Source organism: Paraburkholderia phytofirmans OLGA172, from assembly GCF_001634365.1.
GTDB lineage: Bacteria > Pseudomonadota > Gammaproteobacteria > Burkholderiales > Burkholderiaceae > Paraburkholderia.
Genome location: NZ_CP014578.1, coordinates 2,625,706 through 2,651,905 on the forward strand (window position 1 = coordinate 2,625,706; position 26,200 = coordinate 2,651,905).

Genomic DNA, 26,200 nt, shown 5'->3' on the forward strand with positions numbered 1-26,200 from the left:
GCTTATTGCGGCGGCAAATACTTCAGTGGGTCGACAGGTTTACCCTGCCGGCGAACTTCGAAATGCAACATCACGCGGTCGGAATCGCTATTGCCCATCTCGGCGATCTTCTGCCCTTTGGTCACCGCATCCCCCTCTTTTACCATCAAAGAGCGGTTGTGTGCGTACGCCGTGAGATAAGTTGCATCATGCTTGATGATAATGAGATTACCGTAACCACGCAGCCCATTTCCGGCATAAACCACGCGTCCATCCGCCGAAGCCTTAACTGGATCGCCAGCCGCGCCACCGATATTGATGCCCTTGTTGGTCGAATCGTTGAACGTGCCGAGCATCGGCCCCCGCACCGGCCATGCGAACGCAACGTTGCCGGGCGCGCCGGTGCTCGAATCGCTCGCGCCAGCCGGGTTGGCCGGTGCCGTCAGCGACGCGTTGTTCGCACCCGAACCATAGATCGGCGGTGCCGCGACGCCTGCTGCGGCACCGCCCGACGGTGGCGTGCTGCCAAGCGGCGCGCTCTGCACCGCGCCACCGCCGATCGGCGCCGTCGACACGCCCGGCGTCAGGGCGGCGGTGTTCGCACCCGGCGGCACGACGCGCAGCAACTGATCGACTTCAATCTGATTCGGGTTCGTGAGATTGTTCCACGTCGAGATATCGCGGTAGTTCTGACCGTTCTCCAACGCGATCCGGTACAGCGTATCGCCCGGCTTCACGCGATAGTAGCCAGGCGGCGGCGGCCCGAGCGGCACGGCCGGCTGCTGCGCGGCTTGTGTGCCGAGCGCGCCGCTGCCGGAACGGTCGACGACCGGCGCCTGATCGAAGCGGGTCGCACAGGCCGACATCAACAGGGACAAGGCGAGCACGCACACGCTACGCTGGGTTACGGTCATGGGGATAGTCAGTCTGGTTCTTTGCATCGCGCGCAACATACTCATCGGTGTCAAATCACTCCGGATTTTAAGGGTACAAAGAAAACGCGATCAAGCCGCGACTCGCGCCACTGCGCGGGTCCGAGACGTTCGACCAGGGTCAGCACCTGGTTCTGGCCTTCCTGCGAGCCGACCGGCGCGACCAGACGGCCGCCGATCGCGAGTTGTTCAAGTAATGCTTGCGGTACGTCGAGTCCGGCCGCGGCGATCACGATCGCATCGAACGGCGCTGCCGACGGCAGTCCCAGACGGCCATCGCCGTAGTGCAGCCGAATGTTCGGAATGCGCAGCGGACGCAAGTTTGTCTTCGCGCGCTCGGATAGCGGCTTGATGCGCTCGATCGAATAAACATCCCGCGCGACCTGGCTCAGTACCGCTGCCTGATAGCCGCAACCTGTGCCGATTTCGAGCACGTTGTTCAATGCGCGGCCGGCGGCCGCCAGTTCGATCATCCGCGCGACCACAGAGGGCTTGGAAATCGTCTGGTGATGGCCGATCGGCAGCGCGGCATCTTCATAGGCCTGGGCCGCGAGGCCCGGGTCGACGAACATGTGACGCGGCACCACCGACATCGCGTTCAACACGCGCTGATCGGTCACACCGTTCGCACGCAGCCGTTCGACCATCCGTTCGCGAACCCGTTCCGAAGTCAGTGCCAAAGCGCCGTTCAACGCGACATTCGGCACGGCGGTCCGCTCGTTGAGTTTGGCCACTGGCTTGTTCACCGGCGCCGGTTTTGGCGCGGCGCGCACCGCCGCACTTTGCGCGACGGCTGTTGCGGGTGGTTTGGCTTGCGACTTGGCTTGCGACTTGGCTTGGGCATTGACCGGCGGGCTCGCCGACGCCTTCGCTTGCGGCTTTGCTTGCGGTTTTGCAAGCGACGGCGCCTGCGCTTGGGCCTGTGCCCTCGCCGGCGGCTTCGCCTGGATTTTCCCCGCGGAGCCAGGCGCCGGGTTCTTCGCCGGTTGCTGGCGTGCGTTCAGCGCCGCGCTCGCGGCGAGTGCCGCCGCGCGCATTTCGCCCGGACGTCCTTCAGTCCGGCGCGGTTCACGCACCAGGTCCTCGAGGCCGAGCGGAAAGCGCTTTGCGCGCTCGCTAGTCATGAAGTGCCGCTGCCGGCGCGCGCCCAGTCGCGCGCCGCGGGCAGCATCTGCGTGTGGGTCAGGTCGAGTTGCAACGGCGTGATCGACACCAGGCCGTTGGCGACGGCATGAAAATCGGTGCCTTCGCTCGCGTCGCGCGCGCTGCCAGACGGACCGATCCAGTAGATCGGTTCGCCGCGCGGGTTGGTCTGGCGGATCACCGGCTGCGACGGATGCCGCTTGCCAAGACGCGTGATATGCCAGCCGCCGATTTGCTCATACGGCAGGTTCGGAATATTGACGTTCAGAAGCGGATGCCCCGGCAACGGGTGCTCGAGGTAGTGCGCGACGATCTCGGCGGCCACGCGCGCAGCATCTTCGAGGTGCACCCAGTCTTTGTCGACCAGCGAAAAGGCGATGGCCGGCACACCGAACATGATGCCTTCGGTGGCGGCGGCGACGGTACCCGAATAGAGCGTGTCTTCGCCCATGTTCTGGCCGTTGTTGATGCCTGAGACGACGAGGTCGGGCGTGTGGTCCAGCATACCGGTCAGCGCGATGTGCACCGAATCGGTTGGCGTGCCGTTGACGTAGTAGAAGCCGTTCGCCGAGCGCAGCACCGAAAGCGGGCGCGACAGCGTCAAGGAATTCGACGCGCCGCTGCAGTTCTGCTCGGGGGCCATCACGGTGACGTCCGCGATCGGCTTGAGCGCTTCGTAAAGCGCCGCAAGGCCTGGCGCCAGATAGCCGTCGTCATTGCTGAGTAGGATTCGCATGCGGCGATTGTAACCGAGGAAAGAAGGCACGCGAACGACACGGCAGGCGCTGCGCGCATCCCATGCAAAGCGCGCGCGCCGGGCCTCGCGGCGACGGGTATCGAGCGCACAGGCAGCCGGCTTCGAGCAATAAAAACGCACGGTCGTGCTGATTGTTTTACACTCAGAATAGTTGCGATGCCCCGAAGGAAGTCCCTTGGGGAACCCTGATCGATATGGAGACACGATGCGCGCGATTCGCTGCAATCAATACGGGCCGCCGGAGAGCCTGGTCGTCGAAAATCTGCCTGACCTCGAGCCGCCACCCGGCCACGTCGTGATCGACGTCAAAGCGGCGGCGGTCAACTTTCCCGATGTGCTGATCATCGAGAACAAGTACCAGTTCAAACCGCCCCTGCCCTTTACGCCCGGCTCGGAAGTCGCGGGCGTCGTGCGCGCGGTCGGCGCCGGGGTGACGCAGTTCAGGCCGGGCTCGCGGGTGGTCGCGTTCACCGGCTCAGGCGGGTTTGCCGAGCAGGCCCTGGCGCCGGTCGAGGCGTGCGTGCCGCTGGCGGACGGCGTCGAATTCGAACTGGCCGCCGCGTTCACGCTCGCCTATGGCACGTCGCATCACGCAGTGGTCGACCGCGGCCAGTTGAAGGCCGGTGAAACGATGCTGGTGTTGGGCGCGGCGGGCGGCGTCGGGCTTGCCGCGGTCGAGATTGGCAAGGCGCTCGGTGCGCGCGTGATCGCGGCGGCGTCGAGCGACGAGAAGCTCGCCACCTGCGTGAAGCATGGCGCGGACGCGACCATCAACTACAGCACCGAAGATCTGCGCGAGCGCATCAAGGCGCTGACCGATGGCAAGGGTCCGGACGTGATCTACGATCCGGTCGGCGGCGTGTATGCGGAACCGGCGTTTCGCAGCATCGGCTGGCGCGGTCGTTATCTGGTGGTCGGCTTTGCAAATGGCGAGATCCCGAAGTTGCCGCTCAACCTGACGCTGCTCAAAGGCGCAAGTCTGGTCGGTGTGTTCTGGGGAGACTTTGCGAAACGCGAGCCGCAGCACAATCACGCCGCGTTCCAGCAAATGACCGGCTGGATTGGCGAAGGCAAGCTCAAGCCCTATGTATCGGAACGTTATTCGCTCGAAGACACCGGCCGCGCGTTGCGCGACATGGCCGAGCGGCGCGTGATCGGGAAGGTAGTGATTACGCCTTAACCGTTAGCCGTCGCGCGCTCAACGTGCGCTTCATCGAGCGACAAATGAAAACGGCGCGAGGTTTTAAAACCGCGCGCCGTTTTTGCTGCGCCCAGCGCTCGTGTGCCTACAGCTTTTCCGTATCACCCGACTTTGGCTGCCACTTCATCAGCCGCCGCTCGCCCAGCCCGACGATGGCATCGAGAATCAGCGCGAACGCCGTCAACACCAGAATGCCGGCGAACACGGTATTGATATCGAAAGTGCCCTCGGCTTGCAGAATCAGATAGCCGACGCCGCGCGCCGAGCCGAGATATTCCCCCACCACCGAGCCGACGAACGCCAGGCCCACCGATGTATGCAAGCTCGAAAACACCCAGCTCATCGCGCTTGGCAGATAGACGAAACGCAGCAACTGCTTGCGGTTGGCGCCGAGCATACGCGCGTTGGCGAGCACAACCGGGCTCACTTCCTTCACGCCCTGGTAGACGTTAAAGAACACGATAAAGAACACCAGCGTGACGCCTAGCGCCACCTTCGACCAGATGCCGAGGCCAAACCACACGCCGAAGATCGGCGCAAGAATCACCCGCGGCATCGAGTTGGCCGCCTTGATATAGGGATCGAATAGCGCGCTCGCGAGCGGCGACAGCGCAAGCCACAGACCGACGCCGAGTCCGAGCGCGGTGCCGAGCGCGAACGCGAGCACCGTTTCGACGAGGGTGATCCACAGGTGCAGATAGATTTCGCCGCCCGTGAACCACTCCCAGATGCGCTGCAGTACCTTCTGCGGCTCGCCGAAGAAGAACGCGGCCTTGTTCGGGTCGTCGAAATAGAACGGCGGCAGCAGTGTCGGACTGGTCAGCACGTACCAGAGCACGAAGCACAGTACGAGCAGCAGCCACTGCCAGATCACCAGGTTCGCCCGGTTCGGGCGTAACGTCTTCCACATGACTCGGTTTGCCTTAGACGATTGATCGACGCTACTGCCGAACGTAACTTGCGAACGCAACAGCAAGACGCAAATGTGTCACCCAACTGCGAGACCCGACCGTGAGCCGCGATTAAACGGCCGTCAGTTGCTGCTGGTAGCCCTTGAGCACCTCATCGCGCAGCACGCTCCAGATCTGCGCATGCAATTCGACGAAACGCGGATGCGCGCGGATCTCGGCGACGTCGCGCGGACGCGGCAGATCGATCGTGAATTCGCCGATCGGATGCGTGCCCGGCCCCGCCGACAGCACCACCACGCGGTCGGACATCGAGATCGCTTCGTCGAGATCGTGCGTGATGAATAGCACCGCTTTGCGTTTGGCGGCCCACAGGTCGAGCAACTCGTTTTCCATCAACTGACGCGTCTGGATATCGAGCGCGGAAAACGGCTCGTCCATCAGGATGATGTCCGGATCGAGGATCAGCGTCTGTGCCATCGCGACGCGCTTGCGCATGCCGCCCGACAGTTGATGCGGATAGCGGTCGCCGAAACCGCCGAGGCCCACGCGCTTCAACCATTCGTCGGCTTTGCTGCGCGCTTCGGCCGGCGGCACGCCGCGGAATGCCAGGCCGGCCATCACGTTGTCGATGGCCGAGCGCCACGGCATCAGTGCGTCAGCCTGGAACATATAGCCGGCGCGCCGGTTGATCCCCTTGAGCGGCTCGCCGAATACACTGATCGTGCCCGACGACGGCCCCAGCAAACCCGCGCCGACGTTCAGCAAGGTGGATTTGCCGCAACCGGTCGGGCCGACCACCGAGACGAATTCGCCCGGCGCGATGCGCAAGGTCGTATCCTTGACCGCCGTATAGCGCTGCGCGCGGTTGTCCCGCGCAGCGAACGTGCAGGTGATGTTGTCGAGCGCCAGGGCGGCAACGGTCATCGTTCGACTCGCTTCGAAGATCGGTTTCGGTTTGTCATGCCGTCATGACGGCGATGGTTGAGGCAAGCGCGGCACGTGCCGCCCCCGGCTCCACACTTACGGCGCTCAGGCCTTGACCGTCGCCAGCGCTTTCTTGACGAAGTCGTTGGTCCACGTCTTCGACAAATCGATCGGCTTGCCCTGCACGTTCGGATCGAATGCCTGCAAGGTCTTCAGCGACGTGGCCGGGCCGTCGGCGGGCATCAGGCCATCCGGCGACATCGCTTCCTTCACGTGCTGCCACGCGTCCAGATACACCGCGCGGTCGCCGAGCAGATAGCCTTCCGGCACCGTGTCGATCAGCTCGCTGCCGGTCGCCGTTTGCAACCACTTGAGTGCGCGCACCATCGCATTGGTCAGCGCCTGGGTGGTGTTCGGATTCTTCGTGATGAAGCTCTGCGACGCGTACAGGCACCCCGCCGGCATGTCGCCGCCAAACACGCTGCGCGTGTCGGCCAAGGTCCGCGTGTCCGATACGACGCGAATCTCGCCGCTGCGTTCGAGCTTGGTCATCACCGGGTCGAGATTGGCGATGGCATCGATCTGGCCCGACTGCAGCGCCGCGATCGCCCCCGCCCCTGCGCCCACACCGATGAACGCGACGTCTTTCGCGGTCAGCCCGGCTTTCGCCAGCACGAAACTCGCCATGATCGAGGTCGACGAACCCGGCGCGGTGACGCCGATTTTCTTGCCCTTCAGATCGGCGATCGACTTGTAGTTCGGCATCGCCTTCTTCGAGACCGCGAGTACGATCTGCGGCGCGCGCCCTTGCAGCACGAATTCGCGGAACGACTGCTTTTGCGCCTGCAGCAGCAAGGTGTGCTCGAACGCGCCGGAGACCACATCCGCGCTGCCGCCCACTGCCGCCTTCAGCGCTTGCGAGCCGCCGGCGAAATCCGAGATTTCGACGTCGAGCCCTTCGTCCTTGAAGTAATTGCGGCGCTCGGCAATCGTGAGCGGCAAGTAATAGAACAGATTCTTGCCGCCGACGGCGATCGCCACCTTGGTGGTTTCAGGTTTGCCCTGCGCGAAGGCCAGCGGCGTGGCAGCGAACGTGGCGCCCGCGAGCGCGGCGGTACCCGCGAGGAAGGTTCTGCGTTGCATGGTCTGTTGTCTCCAAACTTTTGTTGTCTTTTTTGCAGCGCGCTCACTTACACAATCAGTTGCGCACGCAACCTTGCAATGTGGTCAGAATCATAACCTAGCGATTGCAGGACTTCATCGGTATGTTCACCCAGTTCCGGGCCTAGCCAGCGCGTTTCGCCGGGGGTTTCCGAGAGCTTCGGCGTCACCGCGGGAAGCGTGATTTCCTGACCGTCCTGCCACTTGAAGCGCTGGATCATCTGGCGCGCCATGAATTGCGGATCGGTGAACATGTCCGCGACGCTGTAAATACGGCCGACCGGCACGTCGGCGGCGTTCAGCACGGCGAGTGCCTCGTCGATGGTGCGCGTGGCGAGCCACGCGGCGATCGCGCCGTCGATTTCCTGCGTGCGCGGCACGCGGCCGTCGTTGTGCGCCAACGCGGGATCGTTCGCCAGATCTTCTCGTTCGATGGCGATCATCAAGCGCCTGAAGATCGGGTCGCTATTGCCGCCGATCACGATGCTGCCGTCGCGGCAAGGATATGTGTTCGACGGCACGATGCCCGGCAGCGACGCGCCGGTACGCTCGCGCACCATGCCGTACACGCCGTACTCCGGCACCACGCTCTCCATCATGTTGAAGACCGCCTCGTACAGCGCGACGTCGACGACCTGCCCTTTGCCGCCGTTCACCTGCTTGTGATGCAGCGCCATCAATGCGCCGATTACGCCGTGCAGCGCGGCAATCGAATCGCCGATCGAAATGCCGATGCGCGGCGGCGGCAAATCCGGGTAGCCGGTGATGTGGCGCAAACCGCCCATCGATTCGGCGATCGCTCCGAATCCAGGCCGGTCGCGATACGGCCCGGTCTGGCCATAGCCGGACAGACGCACCATCACGAGCCCCGGGTTCTCCGCCGACAAGACGTCATAACCGAGACCGAGCTTCTCCAACAAACCCGGCCGGAAATTTTCGACGACGATATCGGCTTCTTTCGCCAGACGCCGCACGATCTCCTTGCCCTCCTCGGCTTTCAGATTGATCGTGACGGATTTCTTGTTGCGCGCCTGAACGGCCCACCACAGCGACGTGCCACCGACTTCCGGATAGAGCTTGCGCCACTTGCGCAGCGGGTCGCCGCCTTTGGGATCTTCGATCTTGATGACGTCGGCGCCAAACTCGCCGAGAAAGCGCGCGGCGAACGGGCCGGCGATCAGCGTGCCGAGTTCGAGCACCTTGACGCCGGCAAGCGGGCCTTTCGGCGTGGCGGTGGCGCTGGGATCGGGGTTGACGCTCATGTGTCTCCTCTGTGTTCTGTTCTTGCCAAGGCGGCGCGCGGCGCGAGGCGATGCGGACCGGTCTCGCGCGGCTCGCTCAGACATGGCAGGCGCCGCGACGTGGCGCTTTCCGTGACGTCGCGCTACATCGAGCGCCGGTCGAGCATCGCACGGGCGATGGTGCCGGCGTCGACATACTCGAGTTCACCGCCCACCGGCACGCCGCGCGCGAGGCGCGTCACGGCAAGACCGCGCGCCTTGAGCGTCTGCCCGAGGTAATGCGCGGTGGCCTCGCCTTCATTGGTGAAATTGGTTGCGAGCACAACTTCCTTGACGATGCCGTCCGAAGCGCGTTTGACCAGCCGGTCGAAATGGATTTCCTTCGGACCGATGCCGTCGAGCGGACTGAGCCGCCCCATCAGAACGAAATAGAGGCCGCGATAGGTCATCGTCTGTTCGAGCATGATCTGGTCGGCGGGCGTCTCGACGACGCACAACAGCGCCGGATCGCGCTCCTCGTCGAGACAGACCTCGCAGATCTGCGCTTCGGTAAAGGTGTTGCACTTCTCGCAGTGCTGCAGATGTTCAGTCGCGAACAGCAACGAGCGGCCGAGTTTTTCGGCGCCGTCGCGGTCGTGCTGCATCAGGTGGTACGCCATGCGTTGCGCGGACTTAGGCCCGACACCGGGCAGCACGCGCAGCGCTTCGACGAGCGCCGACAAGGCGGAAGGTTGTTTCATGCGGATCGGCGGTGTCGAAGTGGGTGTTGCCTGGTAGGGTCCGGTACGCGGGTGGCGATGCGGTTATCACGCCGCGGTCAACGCAGCGGCGTGAGTCCTTCTCCTTCTTCTTGCAGCGACGTCGCTCAGAACGGCAGCTTGAAGCCCGGCGGCAACGGCAGACCCGAAGTCATACCGCCCATCTTTTCCTGAGCGGTGGCTTCGGCCTTGCGCACGGCGTCGTTGAACGCAGCGGCGACCAGGTCTTCCAGCATGTCCTTGTCGTCGGCGAGCAGGCTCGGATCGATCGACACGCGGCGCACGTCGTTCTTGCAGGTCATCGTCACCTTGACGAGACCGGCGCCCGACTGCCCCTCGACTTCGATCAATGCAAGCTGCTCCTGCATCTTCTTCATGTTTTCCTGCATCTGCTGGGCCTGCTTCATCAGCCCGGCGAGTTGGCCTTTCATCATGGACATGCTCCTTCTTGATAGCGTGAAATCCGGAAATCGGGTGCGCCACAGGGCGCGGCGAATCAGTGGACGGACGGCGCGCCGTTCGGGCCGGCGTCCTGCGTAATCGGCCGAATCGAGCCGGGCACGATGCTCGCGCCGAACTCGCGGATCAGCGACTGCACGAACGGATCGGCGCCGATTTCGCGCTCCGCTTCCTGCTGGCGCTGGGCGCGCATGGCGGCGTCGTGCGCGGCCGCCGTGCGGCGCGCCGGGCCGACTTCGACCAATACGTCGACGGTCTGGCCGAGCCTGTCAGCGAGCGCGGCTTTCAGTTTAGCGACCTGCGAGGCTTCCGCGTACTGGGGCACCGGCACGTTCAGTTTGAGCGTGCCGCCTTCGAGTGCCATCAGTTCGCTGTTGAACGCGAGTTGATACGAAATACCCTTGAGCGGCAGGTCGACGGCGAGCGCGGGCCAGTCGCCCTGAAAACCCAGCGGATCGAGCGGCACGGCGGGCGGCAACGGCCGCTTGTCGACCGCTGGTGCAGGTGTGGACGCAGGCGCCGCGTTCACGCGGACGTCGTCGGGTCCGCTGTCGAACACCGGCACGTAGTTGTCGTCCGGCAGGCCGTAGTAGCCCTCGTCCGCTGCCGTGAGCGGCATGTATTCGTCGGGCGGCATGTCGTCCCACGGCGCGCTCGACGAGCCGGTCTGCTCCTGGGCCTGCGCCGACGGCGCACGCGCGCCCGCAGCTGCGTCTTGTTGCGGCGCGCGGCGCGGGGCGCCCGGCGTCGGCACATTGACGACAACGCGCGGTGCGGCAGGCTTCGGCGTAGCCGGGGCTGCTGCCGGCTTGGCGGTGGCTGCCGCCGTGGCGCGGCCACGGTCCGACGACACTTTCAAGCCGGCGCTGCGCAATACATTGAGCGCGTCGGCCGCGCCGCCTGCACGGCGGGGCGGAATGTTGGCCGCGGGCGGCGATTCTTGCGATGCCGGCGCGGGTGCGGCCTCTTCTGCCTGTGCGAACGCGGCTGCGGCCGGAGCAGCGAGCGAAGACGCGGGCGCCGATTCCTGAGAAGCGGCCGCAGCGGGTGATTCATTCGGGACTGGCTCGGTGGGTGCGTCGTCCCACGGTGCCAAAGCCGGCGCGGTCGCTACTTTCGGTGCTGCGATCGGTTCGGTCGCCACGACTGCCGACGCCAGGGGCGTTGCTTCGGGCATCGGGGCCCCTCGGGGCGCGCTCGCGTCCGTAGGTGCCGACATCGGATCGCTCGGAATCGGTTCGGCGGAAGCCTCTTCCTGCCACGGCGCTAAAGCCGGTGCGACGATGACGTCGGCCGCCTTGGGCGCAGGCGCCGCGCTCGCTTCGCCAGAGGCCGATGCGGATACAGCTACGGACCTGGAAACGATTGCTGCTTCACCAGTAGATGCCTTCGGCGTGTCAGCATTTTCAGCAGCCCCCGCCGACGCCAGGTGCCGCGAATCGGCCGTGGCGGGCTTCGTTTCCGCCAGCGGATTAGGCGAGCGTACCGGCACGGCAGCAGCAGCTTCAACCGCACGCGACGGCGCCACCGCCTGTTGCGCAGCGACCGCCGGCGAGCCAGCGCGTTTAGCGCCACCCACCCCCGCCGGCCCTGCCGGACGCGCGGCAGTCGCGCCGCCACCGCCGATGGGCGCCGGTTCGAACGCCAGCATGCGCAGCAGCGTCATCGTAAAACCGGCATATTCGTCGGGCGCGAGACCCAGTTCGCTACGGCCGATGGTCGCAATCTGATAGAACAACTGCACCTGCTCGGCGCTCAACGCTTCGGCGAAACGACGCAGATCCCCCGCTTCCGGCCACTCGTCCAACACCGACGACGGCGCGAACTGCGCCCACGCGATTCGGTGCAACAGGCTCGCCAGATCCTGCAACGCCGTCGAAAACGACAGGCTGCGCAACGCCATCTCGTCCGCGACCGCCAGCACGGCGGCGCCGTCGCCATCGGCCAGCGCGTCGAGCAGTCGAATCAGATAGCTTTGATCGAGCGCGCCGAGCATGCCGCGCACCGCTTCTTCATTCACCTGATTGGCCGAATAGGCGATCGCCTGATCGGTGAGCGAGAGCGCGTCGCGCATCGAGCCGTCGGCCGCGCGCGCGAGCAGGCGCAATGCCTGGGCGTCGAACGGCACCTTCTCTTCACCGAGAATGTGCTCGAGATGCGACACGATGTGCCCGGCCGGCATCTGCTTCAAGTTGAACTGCAGACAGCGCGACAGCACCGTGACCGGAATCTTCTGCGGATCGGTAGTAGCAAGAATGAATTTGACGTGCGAAGGCGGCTCTTCCAGCGTCTTCAACATCGCGTTGAAGGCGTGGTTGGTCAGCATGTGCACTTCGTCGATCATGTAGACCTTGAAGCGCGCGTCGACCGGTGCGTAAACCGCGCGCTCCAGCAGCGCCGCCATTTCGTCGACACCGCGGTTACTCGCCGCGTCCATCTCGACATAATCGACAAAGCGGCCCTCATCGATTTCGCGGCACGCGCGGCACACGCCGCACGGCGTGGAGGTCACGCCGGTTTCGCAATTCAGCGCCTTGGCGAAGATGCGCGACAGCGTGGTCTTACCGACGCCGCGGGTGCCGGTAAACAGATAGGCGTGATGCAGACGGCCACCGTCGAGCGCGTGCGTGAGCGCGCGCACCACGTGCTCCTGTCCGACGAGCGAAGCGAAATCCTTCGGCCGCCATTTGCGTGCGAGAACTTGATAGGTCATCCGGAAATTGTATCAGTAACGATGGCGCGCAAAACCGAATCGAGACGGCGCACGAACGCGTGTTGCCGCTTCATTGAAACTGGCTAACGGACCGATAGAAAAAAATAGATGAAGCGCGCGGGGAATGCCGCTGCAGCGCCTGTGAGGCATGCCTAAGGCAAAACAGGAGATGGGAGGTGCTACTGACGAAAATGCGACGAAAACGCGGACAAAAAAAAAGAAGGTGACGAGCCTGACCCTCGGCACTGGTGGAAAACGGCTGTGGCTGCTTCGTTCCCGACCTGACCAGGTTGACCATCCCTCCATGCGAGGAGGCCCGTCACGAAACATTCTATCACCGCTTGGGCCGTCGCGCGACTGTTAATACGGCCAAACCGACATCGACGCGCCGAATCAGGCGCTTCGCACTATATAGGCAGCAGCCCGGCAGTACGCGTTCGGGTACTTGAGTTTGCGCTGCCTGTCTCCAGATAGACTGCGTCGCGGTTGTTAAAACGGAGTGACACGGCACCGGCGGCCATTGGCCCCACTGCCCTTGATGAGTACTATCACCACCGGCAACGCATAGCGAATTAAGCTAAACTGCCATACGGATGACCCGCAAGCGCGAGCTTTCCACACATTCCGGACAGGGTTTTTCGACCTTTTCAGGGGTGTGCCGGCAAGGCTCCGGTTGCGGCAAAGCGAATGGAAGTTTCCCTAGATTTTGACGTATCGTGGCGAGCAATTCAGGCGGGCCTCGAACCGATAGAGGTATTCATACAATGAGCGAATCAATCAAGCATATTAGCGACGCATCGTTCGAACAGGACGTCGTGAAATCCGATAAACCCGTGCTGCTCGATTTCTGGGCTGAATGGTGCGGTCCCTGCAAGATGATCGCGCCGATCCTCGACGAAGTCGCCAAGGATTACGCCGATCGCCTGCAGATCGCCAAGATCAACGTCGACGAACATCAATCGACGCCGGTCAAGTTCGGCGTGCGCGGCATCCCCACGCTGATCCTCTTCAAGAACGGCGCTGTCGCCGCGCAGAAGGTCGGCGCACTGTCGAAGTCGCAACTCACCGCGTTCCTCGACGGCAACCTGTAAAGCGGCGCCCGGCGCGTCGGGGTGCTCCTGATTCCCTTGAGACCTATAGGCGCGCTGTCTTAGGCGTGTTGTCCAGCGACAACACGCCTGATAAATAAGAAAGATGCCATGCCGTCGCACTGGCGGAAATTGGCGTGTGCTATGCTAGAATCCGCAAAACGTCGAAAAGACGTGTAAGTCCTTGAGCGGTTCCGCTCACTCTCCTCCCAGATTTCATTTCGTCGCACCTTCTCCTGCGGGTTCTCCGTATGCATTTATCCGAGCTTAAGACTCTGCACGTGTCCGAATTGATCGAGATGGCCAATGGCCTCGAGATCGAAAGTGCAAACCGCCTGCGCAAGCAGGAATTGATGTTTGCCATTCTAAAAAAACGAGCCAAAACGGGCGACACGATCTTCGGCGACGGCACGCTCGAAGTGCTGCCGGACGGCTTCGGCTTCCTGCGTTCGCCGGAAACCTCGTATCTCGCCAGCACGGACGATATTTACATCAGCCCGTCGCAAATCCGCCGCTTCAACCTGCACACGGGCGACACGATCGAAGGCGAAGTGCGTACGCCGAAAGACGGCGAACGCTATTTCGCGCTGGTGAAGGTGGACAAGGTCAACGGCCAGCCGCCGGAAGCCTCGAAGCACAAGATCATGTTCGAAAACCTGACGCCGCTGCACCCGAACAAGGTGCTGCTGCTCGAACGTGAAATGCGTGGCGAAGAAAACGTCACGGGCCGCATCATCGACATGATCGCGCCGATCGGCAAAGGCCAGCGCGGTCTGCTGGTTGCCTCGCCGAAGTCCGGTAAGACCGTGATGCTGCAGCACATCGCGCACGCCATTAAGCAAAACCATCCGGATGTCGTGCTGTTCGTGCTGCTGATCGACGAACGCCCGGAAGAAGTGACCGAAATGCAGCGTTCGGTGGCCGGCGAAGTGATCGCCTCCACGTTCGACGAACCGGCTGCGCGGCACGTCCAGGTCGCCGAAATGGTGATCGAAAAAGCCAAGCGCCTCGTCGAAATGAAGAACGACGTGGTGATTCTGCTCGACTCGATCACGCGTCTTGCGCGTGCGTACAACACAGTCGTGCCGGCCTCGGGCAAGGTGCTGACGGGTGGTGTCGACGCGAACGCGCTGCAACGTCCGAAGCGCTTCTTCGGCGCGGCGCGCAATATCGAGGAAGGCGGTTCGCTGACCATCATCGGTACGGCGCTGATCGAAACCGGCAGCCGCATGGACGACGTGATCTACGAAGAATTCAAGGGCACCGGCAACATGGAAGTGCACCTGGAGCGTCGCCTTGCTGAAAAGCGCGTCTATCCGTCGATCAACCTGAACAAGTCCGGCACGCGCCGTGAAGAACTGCTGATCAAGCCCGAAGTGCTGCAAAAGATCTGGGTGCTGCGCAAGTTCATTCACGACATGGACGAAGTCGAGTCGATGGAATTCCTGCTCGACAAGATTCGCCAGACGAAGAGCAACTCCGAGTTCTTCGACATGATGCGTCGTGGCGGCGGCAGCTAACGCTTAAGCCGCAACGCTGCGCCGGGAGCAACTACCCGCATCGCAGAAGAAAGCCGCTCGCTGCAAACGAGCGGTTTTTTTTCGTCCGCGGCATGTGCAACGACAAACAACTGCCGCCCGATTCAAATGCCGGCGAACTCCGCATGAGCGCCACATCCTCTCGCGCACCGTTGTGGATGACGCGCATGTCGCCGGGCGTCGGCCAGGCCGCGCTGATCGCGCCCATGCTGCTGCGTGGCTTGCTGCTGTTCATCGTGCTGCCGGTCGCCAATCTGACGTTTAGAATCTTCGCTATTGAAGAATTCACGCACGGCTACCGGCTGAAAAACATCGTGCGGCAACTGACGATCTCGTTCGCGACGGCCTCGGTGATCATCGTCGAACAACATCGGCAGGCACTGCATCAAGCTCGCCTCGCGAAGTTCGTGAATCCGTACAATCCGTTGTTCCAGAATTCGCTTGCGGCGCTGACCAGTGGCTTGAGCGCAGCCGGCGGCTCGCCGTCCGAGGCACATGCGCTTGCGCTGGTCGAAATCAGCCGGACGGTGACGCAGCAGGCTAGCTTCCTGACATCGCTGGACGGCTTCTACTTTCTGATCGGCATTGCGATATGCGGCGGCATGTTCGCCGCGCGGCAAAAACAGATCGACTAAAGGTTTCATCAGGCCATGCTCTCGAAACTCACCCAATGGTTCGGCACGCGCCGCCGCGACCGCGCGCTGCGCGACTACGCGATCGAGGACGCCCTCTGGCAGGCCACGCTCGACGGCCTGCCGTTCCTCGCCCACCTCGACGCGCCGGATCGCGTGCGTCTGCGCGAGCTGACCAGCCTTTTTATCGCGCAAAAGGAATTTTCAACCGCGCACGACCTCGAGCTAACCGACGCCATGACCGTGGCGATCGCCGCGCAAGCGTGTTTGCCGGTGCTGAACCTGAGCCTCGACCTGTATCGCGGCTGGGTCGGCGTGATCGTCTATCCGGGCGAGTTCGTGATCCGCAAGACGGTCGAGGACGAAGACGGCGTGGTGCACGAGGTCGAGCACGACGCGAGCGGCGAAGCGTGGGAAGGCGGCCCGGTGGTGTTGTCATGGGAAGACGCGCAGATGACCGGCGGCACGGACGCCTATAACGTTGTGATTCACGAATTCGCGCACAAGATCGACATGCTGACCGGCGAGGCGGACGGCCATCCACCGCTCATGCGCCGCTGGCATGCACCGCTCGATTCACAGGCATGGGCCGACATTTTCGACCATGCCTACGACCAGTTCTGCGCCAAAGTGGACGCGGTGCCGGATCGGCGCTGGGCACGTTTCGAGCGCGATTCGCTGATCGATCCGTATGCGGCGGACCATCCGTCGGAATTTTTTGCCGTTTGCAGCGAAGCGTTGTTCGTCCAGCCGCACGCCTTCGAGGCGGAATATCCCGAGCTATACCGCTTGCTGGCGCGGTATTACCGCCAGGATCCGGCGCGGGCCGGGTTGACTTTCCCGCCGGCCTGAGAGGTCTGCCGCGCCACCACGCAAGGGCGTGCCGGTGGAGGGGCGCCACTCCAGCCACGCACCAGCCGGCGAGAAACAACCGGCGCAAAGGCGGCGAAAACGCGGCAAAAGACGGGCAAAAAGGTCGTAGAAAGGTCGTCAAGCGACTGATTTTCTGGCATAATCGTCGTTTTTCGACCATAGGCAAGTGGCTCGCGCCTAGATGCTGTCCGCCTTCATAGCGGCTGCACGCGGGTTGGCTACCGCCAGATTAAAGGAAAGACCATGAAAGAAGGCATTCACCCGGATTACCGCGAAGTCCTGTTCGTCGACATGTCGATCGACTTCAAGTTTGTGACGCGCTCGACCATCCAGACGCGTGAAACCGCCGAATTCAACGGCAAGACCTACCCGCTCGCCAAGATCGAAGTGTCGTCGGAATCGCATCCGTTCTACACCGGCCAACAAAAGATCATGGACACGGCAGGCCGCGTCGAGAAGTTCAACAAGAAGTTCGGCACGCGCGCTACCGGCAAGGCAGCAGCGAAGTAATACCCGCTTCGTCGCCGGCCTTGGCCTGCAACGAAGCAGCAGCGAAAAAGGGCAGCTCACGCTGCCCTTTTTTGTCGCCTTTTTTTGTCGCCGACTCTGGACGCCCGGATGCGAAGCGTCGCCCGGCGATTCGTCGCCCGTTGCGGCGCCGTGTTACAGGCATCCCATTCACGTTGCCAGCCGTTACCGGCCGTGACGCGCAGCGCACGGCACGACTACAATGCCGGATGCTCCAAATTGGCCATTCCCGCCGGACTTTCCGTCTGGTCCCGGCTGCACCGCTTATCCGATATCCACACACCGCATGAGACCTGCCGTTCGCCTCACTGCCTCCGCGACCAGTGCGTTGCCGCGCTGGCTGCTGCTGACCATCTGTATCGTCTATGCCTTCTTTGGCCTGTTTGGCCGGGATCCGTGGAAGAACGAGGACGCAGCCGGCTTCGGCGTCATGTGGACGATGGCGAACGGCGGCACGCACGACTGGCTGTTGCCGAACCTGGTCGGCAAGTACATGACGGAAGACGGGCCGTTCGGTTACTGGCTCGGCGCCAGCGCGATCCGCGCGCTCGCGCCGTGGGTCGACGCGAGCAATGCCTCACGCGTGTTTACGGGCCTGCTGTTTTGCGCGGCCTGTGCATTCGTCTGGTATGCGGCTTATCTGCTCGGCCGGCGCGCCGAAGTGCAGCCGTTCAAATACGCGTTCGGCGGCGAGCCGGAACCGCGCGACTACGGCCGCACCCTCGCCGATGGCGCGCTGCTGATCCTGCTCGCCTGCTTCGGCCTTGCCGAGCGCGGCCACGAAACCACGCCGCAACTGGCGCAGTTCTTCGGCATCGCCATGCTCGTCTATGGGCTCGTGCGGATGATCGACAAGCCGATCCAGGGCGCGCTGATCTGGGGCCTGGCGCTCGGTCTGGTTGCGCTCTCCAGCACCCCCGTGCTGGTCGGCGCGCTGTTGCTCGGCACCCTCGCGATGGCGCTGATCGTGCGCAACGCGCGTACGCGCTGGCTGCTGCTGGCCGGTTTGCCAGTGGCGCTCCTGCTGTCGGTTGCGTGGCCGATCGCCGCGCTCGCCGCCTATCCCGATGACGCCGTCTGGTATCTGAACCAGTGGGTGCACGTCAGCCTGTCGTCATTCGCCGGGCCGCCCGGCTCGGTGGCCGCCTACGCGCTCAAGAATCTCCCGCTCTTCACGTGGCCGGCCTGGCCGCTCGCGCTCTGGGCGTGGTTCAGCTGGTCGGGCCTGCGGCGCGCACCGCACGTGGCGATTCCGCTGTCGGTGATCGGGCCGCTGCTGGCTCTGGTCGTGTTGCAGAGCCATCAGTCGAACCGGCTTTACATGCTGTTGCTGCCGCCGCTCGCAGTGCTGGCCACCTTCGCGCTGCCCACGCTCAAACGCGGCGCGATCAATGCGATCGACTGGTTCGCACTGTTGAGCTTCACGATCCTCGGCAGCTTCGTCTGGCTGGTGTACATCGCCGGGCTGACCGGCTTCCCGCATCCGCTCGCGCGCAACCTCGCGCGTCTCGCCCCGGGTTTTGCGCCGCAGTTCAAGATCCTGTCGTTCATGTGCGCGGTCGCCGTGACGATCTGCTGGTTCGTGCTAGTGCAATGGCGCCTCGCCCGTCATCCGAAAGTTCTGTGGCGCAGCGTGGTGCTCTCGAGCGCCGGCACGACGCTGATGTGGGTGCTGCTGATGACGCTGTGGCTGCCGGTCGTCAACTACAGCCGGACCTATAAGGACGTCGCCCAGCAGATCGCAAGCCATCTGCCGGATGACTACACCTGTATCTCGCCGGTGCGCCTCGGTAACGCGCAGATCGCGACTTTCGCCTATTTCGGCGATATGCATTTCTCGTTCAACGAGGACTGCGACGTGATCCTGCGTCAGGACACCCAGGACTTCGGCGATCCGAGCGCGATGTCGGACTTCATGTGGAAGCTGGTGTGGGAAGGCCGCCGCGTGGCCGACCGCGACGAACGCTTCCGCCTGTATGTGCGGATCGACCGTCCGAAGCCGCCAGTCGTCAAACGCCGCAGCTGGCATAAAAAGCCAGACTGATCATGTTCGCCGACGTGCGAAAAATCGCCGGGCTCGCATGGCCTGTGCTGATCGGCCAGCTGGCGATCATCGCGTTCGGCGTAATCGACACGGCGATGGTCGGCCGCTATTCGGCCGTCGATCTCGCCGCACTCGGCCTCGGCTCGTCGATCTATATTTCCGTCTACATCGGCCTGACCGGCATCCTCACCGCGCTGCAACCGATCACCGCGCAACTCTATGGCGCGCGCCGGTACGTCGAGATCGGCGAAGAAGTGCGCCAGGCTTTGTGGCTCGCGCTCGCGTTGACCGTGATCGGCTTTCTGATTCTCTATTTTCCAGGGCCGGTGCTGCAGTTGGCTCGTGTGCCCGAAGCGCTGCATGAGCGCACGGTCGCCTACCTGCAGATTCTGGCATTCGGCTTGCCGGCCGGCCTCGCCTTTCGCGTCTACAGCTCGATCACCAATGCGGTCGGCAAACCGCGGCTCGTGATGATCCTGCAGATCGGCGCGCTGCTGCTCAAGTTTCCGCTCAACACATGGTTCATCTTTGGCGGACTCGGCGTGCCGGCGCTCGGCGGGCCGGGCTGTGCGCTTGCCAGCACCGCGATCAACTGGGGGCTGGCCGTGGTTGGGATGCTGCTGCTGACACGCGTCTACGTTTTCAAGCCGTTCGCGATCTTTGCGCACTTCTGCTGGCCGGTCTGGCGCCGGCAAGCGGCGCAGCTGCGCCTGGGCATTCCGATGGGTCTGTCGTACCTGATCGAAGTCACCTCGTACACGTTCATGGCGCTCTTCATTGCACGCTTTGGCACAACGACGCTCGCCGGACACCAGATCGCAGGCAACATCGGCGCAGTGCTCTACATGACGCCGCTGTCGATCGGGATCGCTTCGTCTACGCTGGTCGCTCAGGCACTGGGCGCGCATCGCCCGGAAGCGGCGCGCACGCTGTCGCGGCACGGCATCATGATGGCCGTGGCGATCGCCTGCTGTTACGGCGCGATCGTGCTGGTGCTGCGGCCGTATGTGATCGAAGGCTATACGCCGAATGCGCAGGTCGCGGCGGCAGCGATGCCGCTGGTGCTGATCGTCGTCTGCTATCACCTGTTCGATGCCTTGCAGATCACCACCGCGTTCGTGCTGCGCGCGTACAAAGTGGCGGTCGTGCCAACCGTCATCTATGCGGTTGCGCTGTGGGGCGTGGGACTCGGCGGCGGATATCTGCTCGGCTTCAATGTTTCCGGCACCACGCCGGAATGGCTGACCGGCGCGCGCGGCTTTTGGGTCGCCAATACGGCGAGCCTGGCGATTGCCGGCATCGGTTTGCTGTTGTACTGGCGTGGCGTGAGCAAGCGGTATTTGCGCGCCGAGCCGGTGGTCAGGGTGGATTCGGCGGTTTGACGCGACGGAGATCGCCGCAAAATTGCCCCCTTCGTGGAAAGCCCAGCTCGGCCGGCGAATACAGGCGATGCCCCGCCTGCGTGCGCCCAACCGCCCGAATCAGGCCGGCCTGTTCGTAGTAGCGCAGCGTGTGGGTGGAGACGCCGATCGTCCCGGCGACCTCGCCGATGGTGAGTGCCTTTGACATTTTCGACATGACGGAACTCAGGTTGGGACTTCGAGTGCACTCCAAGTCAAGTGGAAGACGCTGTCATTTGTCCGGACTGTCATTTTTACGACTCGCTGCGTTGATCGATAAACTCAATACTGCTTAATCGCCAGGCAAAAGCTTTAAATATTGTCCAGCCTGATTTACTTGTCATGAATCGATCGGTATAAATCGTCGGCGTTTGCAAATAAGGGCGCGCAATTTGTTCTATGCTTAAGCGCAGCGCCTGCTGACAGGCTGCGTCGTCCCGAGTTTTTCCCTTTGCGGCCAACTTTTTCGCCCTCAATGGAGTGCTTGCCATGCTGAAGAAGCTTTTGATGCTTTGCGTTGCTTTGGCTTTGTCGCTGTCGGCCGGATTTGCGGCTGCCGTCGAAGTGAATTCCGCCGATCAGGCCGCGCTCGAATCGGTCAAGGGTATCGGCCCGGTGCATGCGAAAGCGATCATCGACGAACGCACCAAGAACGGCCCGTTCAAGGATGCTGACGATCTCTCTACTCGCGTCAAAGGCCTCGGCACCAAATCAGTGGCTAATCTCGAAGCGGCGGGTTTGACCGTCAACGGCTCGTCCACACCGCCGACCGGCGCCAAGGCAGCCGCGAAGTCGACCGGCGCCGCGAGCACCAAGGCGGCACCGGCGGCGGCACCCGCTGCCACCACGCCGGCCGCGACACCGGCCCCGACGGCGACCGCAGCGCCGGCCGAAGCGTCAGGCACAAAGGCATCGAAATCGAAGAAGAAGAGCAAGGCCGCGGCATCCGGCGCGGCTGCCGCTTCGGCACCGGCTACGGCCGCCGCAGCCAGCACGCCGGCCGACGCGTCCGGCACCAAGGCCTCGAAGAAGAAGGCGAAGACGAGCAAGGCTGCATCGGCTGCCGCAGCCTCCGGCGCGTAATATTTGGCTTGAGCATCGGCAGCGCGATGATCGCGCGATGGCGCATATAAGCCGCCCCGTCGCCGTCCGTCCCGCCTCCCCAACGCCGCGCAACCGCGCAGCGTTTTCACCCGCCGACCCGTCAAGCACGCGTCGGCATTCAAGAGAGTCCGTCATGAGCCTACTCGACACTATCGGTTCCCTGGTTGGCAAATCGCCCGAAGACGGCGGCCAGCAAGCCCTGGTTTCCGCCGCACTCGAATTCGTCAACAGCCAGCCGGGCGGCCTGAACGGCCTGATCAGCAGCTTCAGGGAAAAGGGGCTCGGCGACGTTGTGTCGTCGTGGGTCGGTAACGGTGAGAACCAGCCGATCACACCCGATGCACTCCATAGCGTGCTCGGCTCGGATGCTGTCGCCAGCCTCGCGGCGAAAGCTGGCGTGCAGCCGGATCAGGTCACGGGCCTGTTGTCGCAGATTCTGCCGCACGTCGTCAACGCAGCGACGCCGGAAGGCGAAGTGCCCGCCGAAGGCACACTGAATTCGACGACTGTGCTCGGCGCGCTTGGCGGTCTGTCGGCACTGTTCGGCAAGGGCAACGCGTAAGCGGCCTCGTCAGATGTCCTGAGCACCCGCCAAAAGGCGAAAAAAAAGCGGCAACGAAGTCATCTTCGTTGCCGCTTCTGATTTTTGGCAGACGCGTTTGGCAAATGCGTTTGGGAGGCTCGGCTTGTACCGCAGCCACTTCCTACCTAAGGTCTACCTAAGGTCTGCCGAACGCCTGTCGCTTAGTGCACGACGCGGTCGAATACCAGCCTGCCGTCTTCCACTTCGACCGGAATCACATCCTTCGGACCGAACTTCCCGGCGAGTATCAGTTTGGCGACCGGGTTCTCGATCTCCTGCTGGATCGCACGCTTCAATGGCCGCGCCCCAAACTGCGGATCGTAGCCGACCTTGCCGACGTGCTCGAGCGCCGCGTCCGACACCAGCAGTTGCATGTCGAGCTTGGCAAGCCGTTCTTGCAGACGTTGCAGCTGAATCCGCGCGATCGACTGGATGTTCGAACGATCGAGTGCATGGAACACCACGACGTCGTCGATCCGGTTCAGGAACTCGGGCCGGAAATGCAGTTTCACTTCTTCCCAGACCGCGTCCTTCACCACTTCCTGCGGTTCGCCGACCATCGCCTGAATCACCTGCGAGCCGAGGTTTGACGTCATCACGATCACCGTGTTCTTGAAGTCCACGGTACGACCCTGGCCATCAGTCATACGGCCGTCGTCGAGCACCTGCAGCAGGACGTTGAACACGTCCGGATGCGCCTTCTCGATTTCGTCGAGCAGGATCACGCTGTACGGCTTGCGGCGCACGGCTTCGGTCAGATAACCGCCTTCCTCGTAACCGACGTAGCCCGGCGGCGCGCCGATCAACCGCGCGACGCTATGCTTCTCCACGAATTCGCTCATGTCGATGCGGATCAGATGATCTTCCGAATCGAACAGGAACGACGCCAGCGCCTTACACAGTTCGGTTTTACCCACACCGGTCGGCCCGAGGAACAGGAACGAGCCGTACGGCCGGTTCGGATCCGCCAGACCCGCACGCGAGCGGCGAATCGCATCCGCCACCGCGGTGATCGCCTCGTCCTGACCGACCACGCGGTCGTGCAGTTTCTCTTCGATCTGCAGCAGCTTTTCGCGCTCGCCTTGCATCATGCGCGACACCGGGATGCCAGTGGAACGCGAGACGACTTCTGCGATTTCCTCTGCGCCCACCTGAGTGCGCAACAGACGCGGCCGGGTCGGGTTGTTCTGCTCGTTCGCTTCGGCCTTGGTCACTTCCTTCAACTGCGCCTCGAGACCCGGCAGCTTGCCGTACTGCAACTCGGCAACCTTCTCGAGCTTGCCTTCGCGCTGCAAGCGTGTGATTTCCGCGCGCGTTTTCTCGATGTCTTCCTTCAACTGCGCGCTGCCCTGCACCGCCGCTTTTTCCGCGGTCCAGATTTCTTCGAGATCCGAATATTCGCGGTCGAGGCGCTCGATTTCCTCTTCGATCAGTTGCAAACGCTTTTGCGACGCTTCGTCCTTTTCCTTCTTGACGGCTTCGCGCTCGATCTTCAACTGGATCAATCGACGGTCGAGCCGATCCATCTCTTCCGGCTTGGAGTCGATTTCCATCTTGATCTTCGAAGCAGCTTCGTCGATCAGATCGATGGCCTTGTCCGGCAGGAAACGATCCGTGATGTAGCGATGCGACAATTCGGCTGCGGCGACGATCGCCGGGTCGGTGATATCGACGCCGTGATGCAGTTCGTACTTCTCCTGCAAGCCGCGCAGGATCGCGATGGTTGCCTCGACCGACGGTTCGTCGACCAGCACCTTCTGGAAGCGGCGTTCGAGCGCGGCGTCCTTTTCGATGTACTTGCGATATTCGTCGAGCGTGGTGGCGCCGACGCAATGCAGTTCGCCGCGCGAGAGCGCCGGCTTGAGCATATTGCCCGCGTCCATCGCGCCTTCGGCCTTGCCCGCGCCAACCATCGTATGGATTTCGTCGATGAAGACGATGGTCTGGCCTTCGTCCTTCGCGATGTCGTGCAGCACGGCCTTCAGGCGTTCTTCGAACTCGCCGCGGTATTTGGCGCCGGCCAGCAACGCCGCCATGTCCAAAGACAGCACGCGCTTGCCCTTGAGCGTTTCCGGCACTTCGCCGTTGACGATCCGCTGCGCGAGCCCTTCGACGATCGCGGTCTTACCCACGCCCGGTTCGCCGATCAGCACCGGATTGTTCTTGGTGCGGCGCTGCAGGATCTGGATCGAACGGCGGATTTCGTCGTCGCGGCCGATCACGGGGTCGAGCTTGCCCGCCCGCGCACGCTCGGTCAGATCGACGGTGTACTTTTTCAGCGCTTCGCGCTGGCTTTCGGCGTCCTGGCTATGCACCTGCGAACCGCCGCGCACCGCCGCGATCGCGCTTTCCAGTGACTTGCGCGACAGACCGTGCTGACGCGCGAGACGGCCGGCCTCGCCTTTATCGTCAGCGACCGCAAGCAGAAACATCTCGCTCGCGATAAACGTGTCGTCGAGTTTTTGTGCTTCCTTGTCCGCCTGGTTCAGCAAGCCGGTCAGTTCGCGGCCGATCTGCACATTGCCGTCGGTGCCCTGCACTTGCGGCAGGCGCGTGATGGCATCGTTCAGCGCGGTTTGCAGTGCCTGCACATGGACGCCGGCACGCGAGAGCAGCGAACGCGCCGAACCGTCCTGCTGGGCGATGAGCGCCGACAGGACATGAACCGGTTCGATGTATTGATTGTCATGACCGACGGCAAGACTCTGTGCGTCGGCCAGTGCTTCCTGAAATTTAGTGGTAAGTTTGTCGATTCTCATCAAGAGACCTCCAATTTTCGATTACCACCAAATTGAGGCGTTTTACGCAGGTTTCAAGCGTTTTTTTGCATCAGCAACAACTATTTAACATTTGACGCACGAGAACTTGCCGGCGGATTTCAGGATGGCGGCCCGGCTTCGCCGCCAGCAGGTGCGACCGGCACAATCGGAATGATGGTGCTTAAACCAAGCAGCGCAGCCAGCGGGCGGTGCGGCTTCGCAACCTCGCCGATCGTGTAGCGGTCGAGTTCGGCGAGGAACGCGTTGCGTGCTGCCTCGAGCGCGCCGCGAATACGGCATTGCGGTGTAATGACACAGGCCCGGCGCTCACCCTGCGGGTCCGGGAAGCAGCCGACCAGTGCAAAGTCGGTTTCCGTGGCCCGCACGATCTCGCCCACGGTCAACGTGTTGGTTTGTTCGGCGAGCCGCAGGCCGCCGTTACGGCCGCGCACGGTCTCGACCCAGCCGAGTTCGCCGAGTTGCTGCACCACCTTCATCAAATGGTTCTTGGATATCCCGTACGCGTCCGAGATGTCCTGGATGGTCGATAAGCCTTCGCCACGGACGGCGAGGTATAACAGGACGCGTAATGCGTAATCCGTATAGTCGGTCAGTCTCATAAGTGCAGGTGTCACGATGAGCGCAAGCCGCGATCCGGGGATAACCGCGTCGATGCAAGGGTTGCGAGGGGCCGTCGCTTCGCCCTAAGATGCAGGCGCCGCGCATATTTTGTCATTCTGCGCTGACAGGCGGTGTTTGTCTTTCGGCAGCAATGGTAACGTCTCCCGCATAGGCCATTCATCCGAAAAGCGGGGCATTCGCAGCCTACTTCCTTTCGTTTGGACACAGTTTGAGGCCATTCCCGACCGTCTGTGGCACCGCGCGACGATCCACAATGAATCACTGCATTATCTGGAATTTGCATGAATCCGTCTTTCCCTGCCGCACCGGTTGTCGAGCGCGCCGCCGAGCCTACCGAGGCGAATATTCGCGAGCTCGTCTACGGCTTTTACGACCGCGTGCGCGCCGATCCGCTGCTGGGCCCCGTGTTCGACGCGACGCTTGCGGGCCGTTGGGACGACCACTTGCCCAAGATGTGCACGTTCTGGGGCAGTCTTGTGCTGGGCGCGAAGCAATACCGCGGCAATGTGCAGCAGGCGCATCAGCCGCTCGAGGGTGTCGAGCCGCAGCATTTCAGCCGCTGGCTGTATCTGTTTCTGGATACGGTGGAGTCGCGCTATCAGCCGGCGGCGGCGGTCCGCTTCATGGAACCGGCGCTGCGTATCGCGCAGAGTTTGCAATTGAGCCGCTTCGGCTGGAATTACAAGATTCCGGAGGAACAACAGGCGTTGCTGGAGCGCGTCGCACCGAAGCGGCGTCCGCGCGACGACGAGCACGCCGGGGTCGCCCCGACACGGCCGCCTGGTGAACCGTTTCCGACGCGGATCATCGGGAAAGCGAACGACGATTGA

23 protein-coding genes, 1 other RNA gene and 2 pseudogenes are annotated in these 26,200 nt (G+C 63.0%); 11 read left to right on the forward strand and 15 right to left on the reverse strand.

Going from position 1 to position 26,200, the window contains the following annotated elements; genetic code table 11:
• Positions 1-2: 2 nt before the first annotated feature.
• Genes AYM40_RS11380 through surE form a run of 3 tightly spaced genes read right to left on the reverse strand, consistent with a single transcriptional unit; the run spans position 3 to position 2,790 of the window.
• Positions 3-938 (reverse strand): peptidoglycan DD-metalloendopeptidase family protein, encoded by a 936-nt coding sequence (locus AYM40_RS11380; protein ID WP_063496320.1) that lies wholly within the window; start codon positions 936-938, stop codon positions 3-5.
• A gap of 5 nt (positions 939-943) precedes the next feature.
• On the reverse strand, positions 944-2,035 hold the full coding sequence (locus tag AYM40_RS11385; protein WP_063496321.1) for a protein-L-isoaspartate(D-aspartate) O-methyltransferase: 1,092 nt from the start codon (positions 2,033-2,035) through the stop codon (positions 944-946).
• On the reverse strand, positions 2,032-2,790 hold the full coding sequence (gene surE, locus AYM40_RS11390; protein ID WP_063497963.1) for a 5'/3'-nucleotidase SurE: 759 nt from the start codon (positions 2,788-2,790) through the stop codon (positions 2,032-2,034). Before surE ends, AYM40_RS11385 begins: the two co-directional genes overlap by 4 nt.
• Positions 2,791-3,016: 226 nt before the next feature.
• On the opposite strand from surE, the gene AYM40_RS11395 reads away from it, so the two are divergent.
• Positions 3,017-3,991, forward strand: coding sequence for an NADPH:quinone oxidoreductase family protein (locus AYM40_RS11395; protein WP_063496322.1), 975 nt, complete (start codon positions 3,017-3,019; stop codon positions 3,989-3,991).
• A 106-nt stretch (positions 3,992-4,097) separates the two neighbouring features.
• On the opposite strand, the gene AYM40_RS11400 is transcribed toward AYM40_RS11395, so the two are convergent.
• The 8 genes from AYM40_RS11400 to ffs form a co-directional block, all read right to left on the reverse strand.
• A complete protein-coding gene (locus tag AYM40_RS11400; protein ID WP_063496323.1) occupies positions 4,098-4,922 on the reverse strand; it encodes an ABC transporter permease in 825 nt (274 codons plus the stop codon).
• A gap of 112 nt (positions 4,923-5,034) precedes the next feature.
• Positions 5,035-5,847, reverse strand: a complete 813-nt coding sequence (locus AYM40_RS11405; RefSeq protein ID WP_063496324.1) for an ABC transporter ATP-binding protein — start codon at positions 5,845-5,847, stop codon at positions 5,035-5,037.
• Between the two features lie 105 nt (positions 5,848-5,952).
• Positions 5,953-6,990: an ABC transporter substrate-binding protein gene (locus AYM40_RS11410; RefSeq protein ID WP_063496325.1), complete on the reverse strand. Its 1,038-nt coding sequence runs from the start codon at positions 6,988-6,990 to the stop codon at positions 5,953-5,955.
• 47 nt (positions 6,991-7,037) lie between these two features.
• A complete protein-coding gene (locus tag AYM40_RS11415) occupies positions 7,038-8,270 on the reverse strand; it encodes a CaiB/BaiF CoA transferase family protein (RefSeq protein ID WP_063496326.1) in 1,233 nt (410 codons plus the stop codon).
• Positions 8,271-8,392: 122 nt separating this feature from the next.
• Entirely contained in the window at positions 8,393-8,989 is a 597-nt protein-coding gene (gene recR, locus AYM40_RS11420; protein ID WP_063496327.1) for a recombination mediator RecR, read from the reverse strand.
• Between the two features lie 125 nt (positions 8,990-9,114).
• The gene (locus AYM40_RS11425) at positions 9,115-9,441 is read right to left on the reverse strand and encodes a YbaB/EbfC family nucleoid-associated protein (RefSeq protein WP_007182071.1); all 327 of its coding nucleotides are present in this window, start codon (positions 9,439-9,441) and stop codon (positions 9,115-9,117) included.
• A 62-nt stretch (positions 9,442-9,503) separates the two neighbouring features.
• Positions 9,504-12,179, reverse strand: a complete 2,676-nt coding sequence (locus AYM40_RS11430) for a DNA polymerase III subunit gamma/tau (protein WP_063496328.1) — start codon at positions 12,177-12,179, stop codon at positions 9,504-9,506.
• A 222-nt stretch (positions 12,180-12,401) separates the two neighbouring features.
• Positions 12,402-12,500: signal recognition particle sRNA small type (gene ffs / locus AYM40_RS11435), an RNA gene on the reverse strand.
• A gap of 443 nt (positions 12,501-12,943) precedes the next feature.
• Between ffs and trxA the strand changes: the two genes are divergently transcribed.
• The 7 genes and pseudogenes from trxA to AYM40_RS11470 all read left to right on the forward strand — a co-directional run bounded on the left by trxA (position 12,944) and on the right by AYM40_RS11470 (position 20,264).
• Complete coding sequence (trxA, locus tag AYM40_RS11440; RefSeq protein WP_054039468.1) at positions 12,944-13,270, forward strand: thioredoxin TrxA; 327 nt, start codon at positions 12,944-12,946, stop codon at positions 13,268-13,270.
• A gap of 248 nt (positions 13,271-13,518) precedes the next feature.
• A complete protein-coding gene (gene rho, locus AYM40_RS11445) occupies positions 13,519-14,787 on the forward strand; it encodes a transcription termination factor Rho (RefSeq protein WP_006048863.1) in 1,269 nt (422 codons plus the stop codon).
• A gap of 164 nt (positions 14,788-14,951) precedes the next feature.
• Positions 14,952-15,440, forward strand: a pseudogene (locus tag AYM40_RS11450) (MFS transporter); the annotation flags it as partial.
• A gap of 15 nt (positions 15,441-15,455) precedes the next feature.
• On the forward strand, positions 15,456-16,289 hold the full coding sequence (locus AYM40_RS11455) for a M90 family metallopeptidase (RefSeq protein ID WP_063496330.1): 834 nt from the start codon (positions 15,456-15,458) through the stop codon (positions 16,287-16,289).
• A 264-nt stretch (positions 16,290-16,553) separates the two neighbouring features.
• Positions 16,554-16,820, forward strand: coding sequence for a type B 50S ribosomal protein L31 (locus AYM40_RS11460; protein ID WP_028196650.1), 267 nt, complete (start codon positions 16,554-16,556; stop codon positions 16,818-16,820).
• A gap of 304 nt (positions 16,821-17,124) precedes the next feature.
• Positions 17,125-18,882 (forward strand): ArnT family glycosyltransferase, encoded by a 1,758-nt coding sequence (locus AYM40_RS11465; RefSeq protein WP_063496331.1) that lies wholly within the window; start codon positions 17,125-17,127, stop codon positions 18,880-18,882.
• A gap of 2 nt (positions 18,883-18,884) precedes the next feature.
• Positions 18,885-20,264: an MATE family efflux transporter gene (locus AYM40_RS11470; RefSeq protein ID WP_063496332.1), complete on the forward strand. Its 1,380-nt coding sequence runs from the start codon at positions 18,885-18,887 to the stop codon at positions 20,262-20,264.
• A gap of 31 nt (positions 20,265-20,295) precedes the next feature.
• On the opposite strand, the pseudogene AYM40_RS11475 reads toward AYM40_RS11470, so the two are convergent.
• A pseudogene (locus tag AYM40_RS11475) lies at positions 20,296-20,460 on the reverse strand (MerR family DNA-binding transcriptional regulator); the annotation flags it as partial.
• A gap of 76 nt (positions 20,461-20,536) precedes the next feature.
• A complete protein-coding gene (locus AYM40_RS40200) occupies positions 20,537-20,773 on the reverse strand; it encodes a hypothetical protein (protein WP_148662161.1) in 237 nt (78 codons plus the stop codon).
• On the opposite strand from AYM40_RS40200, the gene AYM40_RS11480 reads away from it, so the two are divergent.
• Both AYM40_RS11480 and AYM40_RS11485 read left to right on the forward strand, forming a co-directional pair.
• Positions 20,772-21,365, forward strand: coding sequence for a ComEA family DNA-binding protein (locus tag AYM40_RS11480; protein WP_063496333.1), 594 nt, complete (start codon positions 20,772-20,774; stop codon positions 21,363-21,365). The two genes, AYM40_RS40200 and AYM40_RS11480, sit on opposite strands and share 2 nt — an antisense overlap.
• A gap of 37 nt (positions 21,366-21,402) precedes the next feature.
• Complete coding sequence (locus AYM40_RS11485) at positions 21,403-21,948, forward strand: YidB family protein (protein ID WP_420488448.1); 546 nt, start codon at positions 21,403-21,405, stop codon at positions 21,946-21,948.
• Positions 21,949-22,130: 182 nt separating this feature from the next.
• Here the strand turns inward: AYM40_RS11485 and clpB are convergent, their stop codons facing one another.
• Both clpB and AYM40_RS11495 read right to left on the reverse strand, forming a co-directional pair.
• Positions 22,131-24,728 (reverse strand): ATP-dependent chaperone ClpB, encoded by a 2,598-nt coding sequence (gene clpB / locus AYM40_RS11490; RefSeq protein WP_063496335.1) that lies wholly within the window; start codon positions 24,726-24,728, stop codon positions 22,131-22,133.
• A 119-nt stretch (positions 24,729-24,847) separates the two neighbouring features.
• The gene (locus AYM40_RS11495) at positions 24,848-25,348 is read right to left on the reverse strand and encodes an Rrf2 family transcriptional regulator (RefSeq protein ID WP_063496336.1); all 501 of its coding nucleotides are present in this window, start codon (positions 25,346-25,348) and stop codon (positions 24,848-24,850) included.
• Positions 25,349-25,651: 303 nt separating this feature from the next.
• Between AYM40_RS11495 and AYM40_RS11500 the strand changes: the two genes are divergently transcribed.
• Positions 25,652-26,200 (forward strand): group III truncated hemoglobin, encoded by a 549-nt coding sequence (locus tag AYM40_RS11500; protein WP_063496337.1) that lies wholly within the window; start codon positions 25,652-25,654, stop codon positions 26,198-26,200.

Coding starts and splice junctions, on each gene's coding strand:
- AYM40_RS11380 (WP_063496320.1), bottom strand. CDS start 938: ATGAGTATGTTGCGCGCGATGCAAAGAACCAGACTGACTATCCCCATG.
- AYM40_RS11385 (WP_063496321.1), bottom strand. CDS start 2,035: ATGACTAGCGAGCGCGCAAAGCGCTTTCCGCTCGGCCTCGAGGACCTG.
- surE (WP_063497963.1), bottom strand. CDS start 2,790: ATGCGAATCCTACTCAGCAATGACGACGGCTATCTGGCGCCAGGCCTT.
- AYM40_RS11395 (WP_063496322.1), top strand. CDS start 3,017: ATGCGCGCGATTCGCTGCAATCAATACGGGCCGCCGGAGAGCCTGGTC.
- AYM40_RS11400 (WP_063496323.1), bottom strand. CDS start 4,922: ATGTGGAAGACGTTACGCCCGAACCGGGCGAACCTGGTGATCTGGCAG.
- AYM40_RS11405 (WP_063496324.1), bottom strand. CDS start 5,847: ATGACCGTTGCCGCCCTGGCGCTCGACAACATCACCTGCACGTTCGCT.
- AYM40_RS11410 (WP_063496325.1), bottom strand. CDS start 6,990: ATGCAACGCAGAACCTTCCTCGCGGGTACCGCCGCGCTCGCGGGCGCC.
- AYM40_RS11415 (WP_063496326.1), bottom strand. CDS start 8,270: ATGAGCGTCAACCCCGATCCCAGCGCCACCGCCACGCCGAAAGGCCCG.
- recR (WP_063496327.1), bottom strand. CDS start 8,989: ATGAAACAACCTTCCGCCTTGTCGGCGCTCGTCGAAGCGCTGCGCGTG.
- AYM40_RS11425 (WP_007182071.1), bottom strand. CDS start 9,441: ATGATGAAAGGCCAACTCGCCGGGCTGATGAAGCAGGCCCAGCAGATG.
- AYM40_RS11430 (WP_063496328.1), bottom strand. CDS start 12,179: ATGACCTATCAAGTTCTCGCACGCAAATGGCGGCCGAAGGATTTCGCT.
- trxA (WP_054039468.1), top strand. CDS start 12,944: ATGAGCGAATCAATCAAGCATATTAGCGACGCATCGTTCGAACAGGAC.
- rho (WP_006048863.1), top strand. CDS start 13,519: ATGCATTTATCCGAGCTTAAGACTCTGCACGTGTCCGAATTGATCGAG.
- AYM40_RS11455 (WP_063496330.1), top strand. CDS start 15,456: ATGCTCTCGAAACTCACCCAATGGTTCGGCACGCGCCGCCGCGACCGC.
- AYM40_RS11460 (WP_028196650.1), top strand. CDS start 16,554: ATGAAAGAAGGCATTCACCCGGATTACCGCGAAGTCCTGTTCGTCGAC.
- AYM40_RS11465 (WP_063496331.1), top strand. CDS start 17,125: ATGAGACCTGCCGTTCGCCTCACTGCCTCCGCGACCAGTGCGTTGCCG.
- AYM40_RS11470 (WP_063496332.1), top strand. CDS start 18,885: ATGTTCGCCGACGTGCGAAAAATCGCCGGGCTCGCATGGCCTGTGCTG.
- AYM40_RS11480 (WP_063496333.1), top strand. CDS start 20,772: ATGCTGAAGAAGCTTTTGATGCTTTGCGTTGCTTTGGCTTTGTCGCTG.
- AYM40_RS40200 (WP_148662161.1), bottom strand. CDS start 20,773: ATGGCAAGCACTCCATTGAGGGCGAAAAAGTTGGCCGCAAAGGGAAAA.
- AYM40_RS11485 (WP_420488448.1), top strand. CDS start 21,403: ATGGCGCATATAAGCCGCCCCGTCGCCGTCCGTCCCGCCTCCCCAACG.
- clpB (WP_063496335.1), bottom strand. CDS start 24,728: ATGAGAATCGACAAACTTACCACTAAATTTCAGGAAGCACTGGCCGAC.
- AYM40_RS11495 (WP_063496336.1), bottom strand. CDS start 25,348: ATGAGACTGACCGACTATACGGATTACGCATTACGCGTCCTGTTATAC.
- AYM40_RS11500 (WP_063496337.1), top strand. CDS start 25,652: ATGAATCCGTCTTTCCCTGCCGCACCGGTTGTCGAGCGCGCCGCCGAG.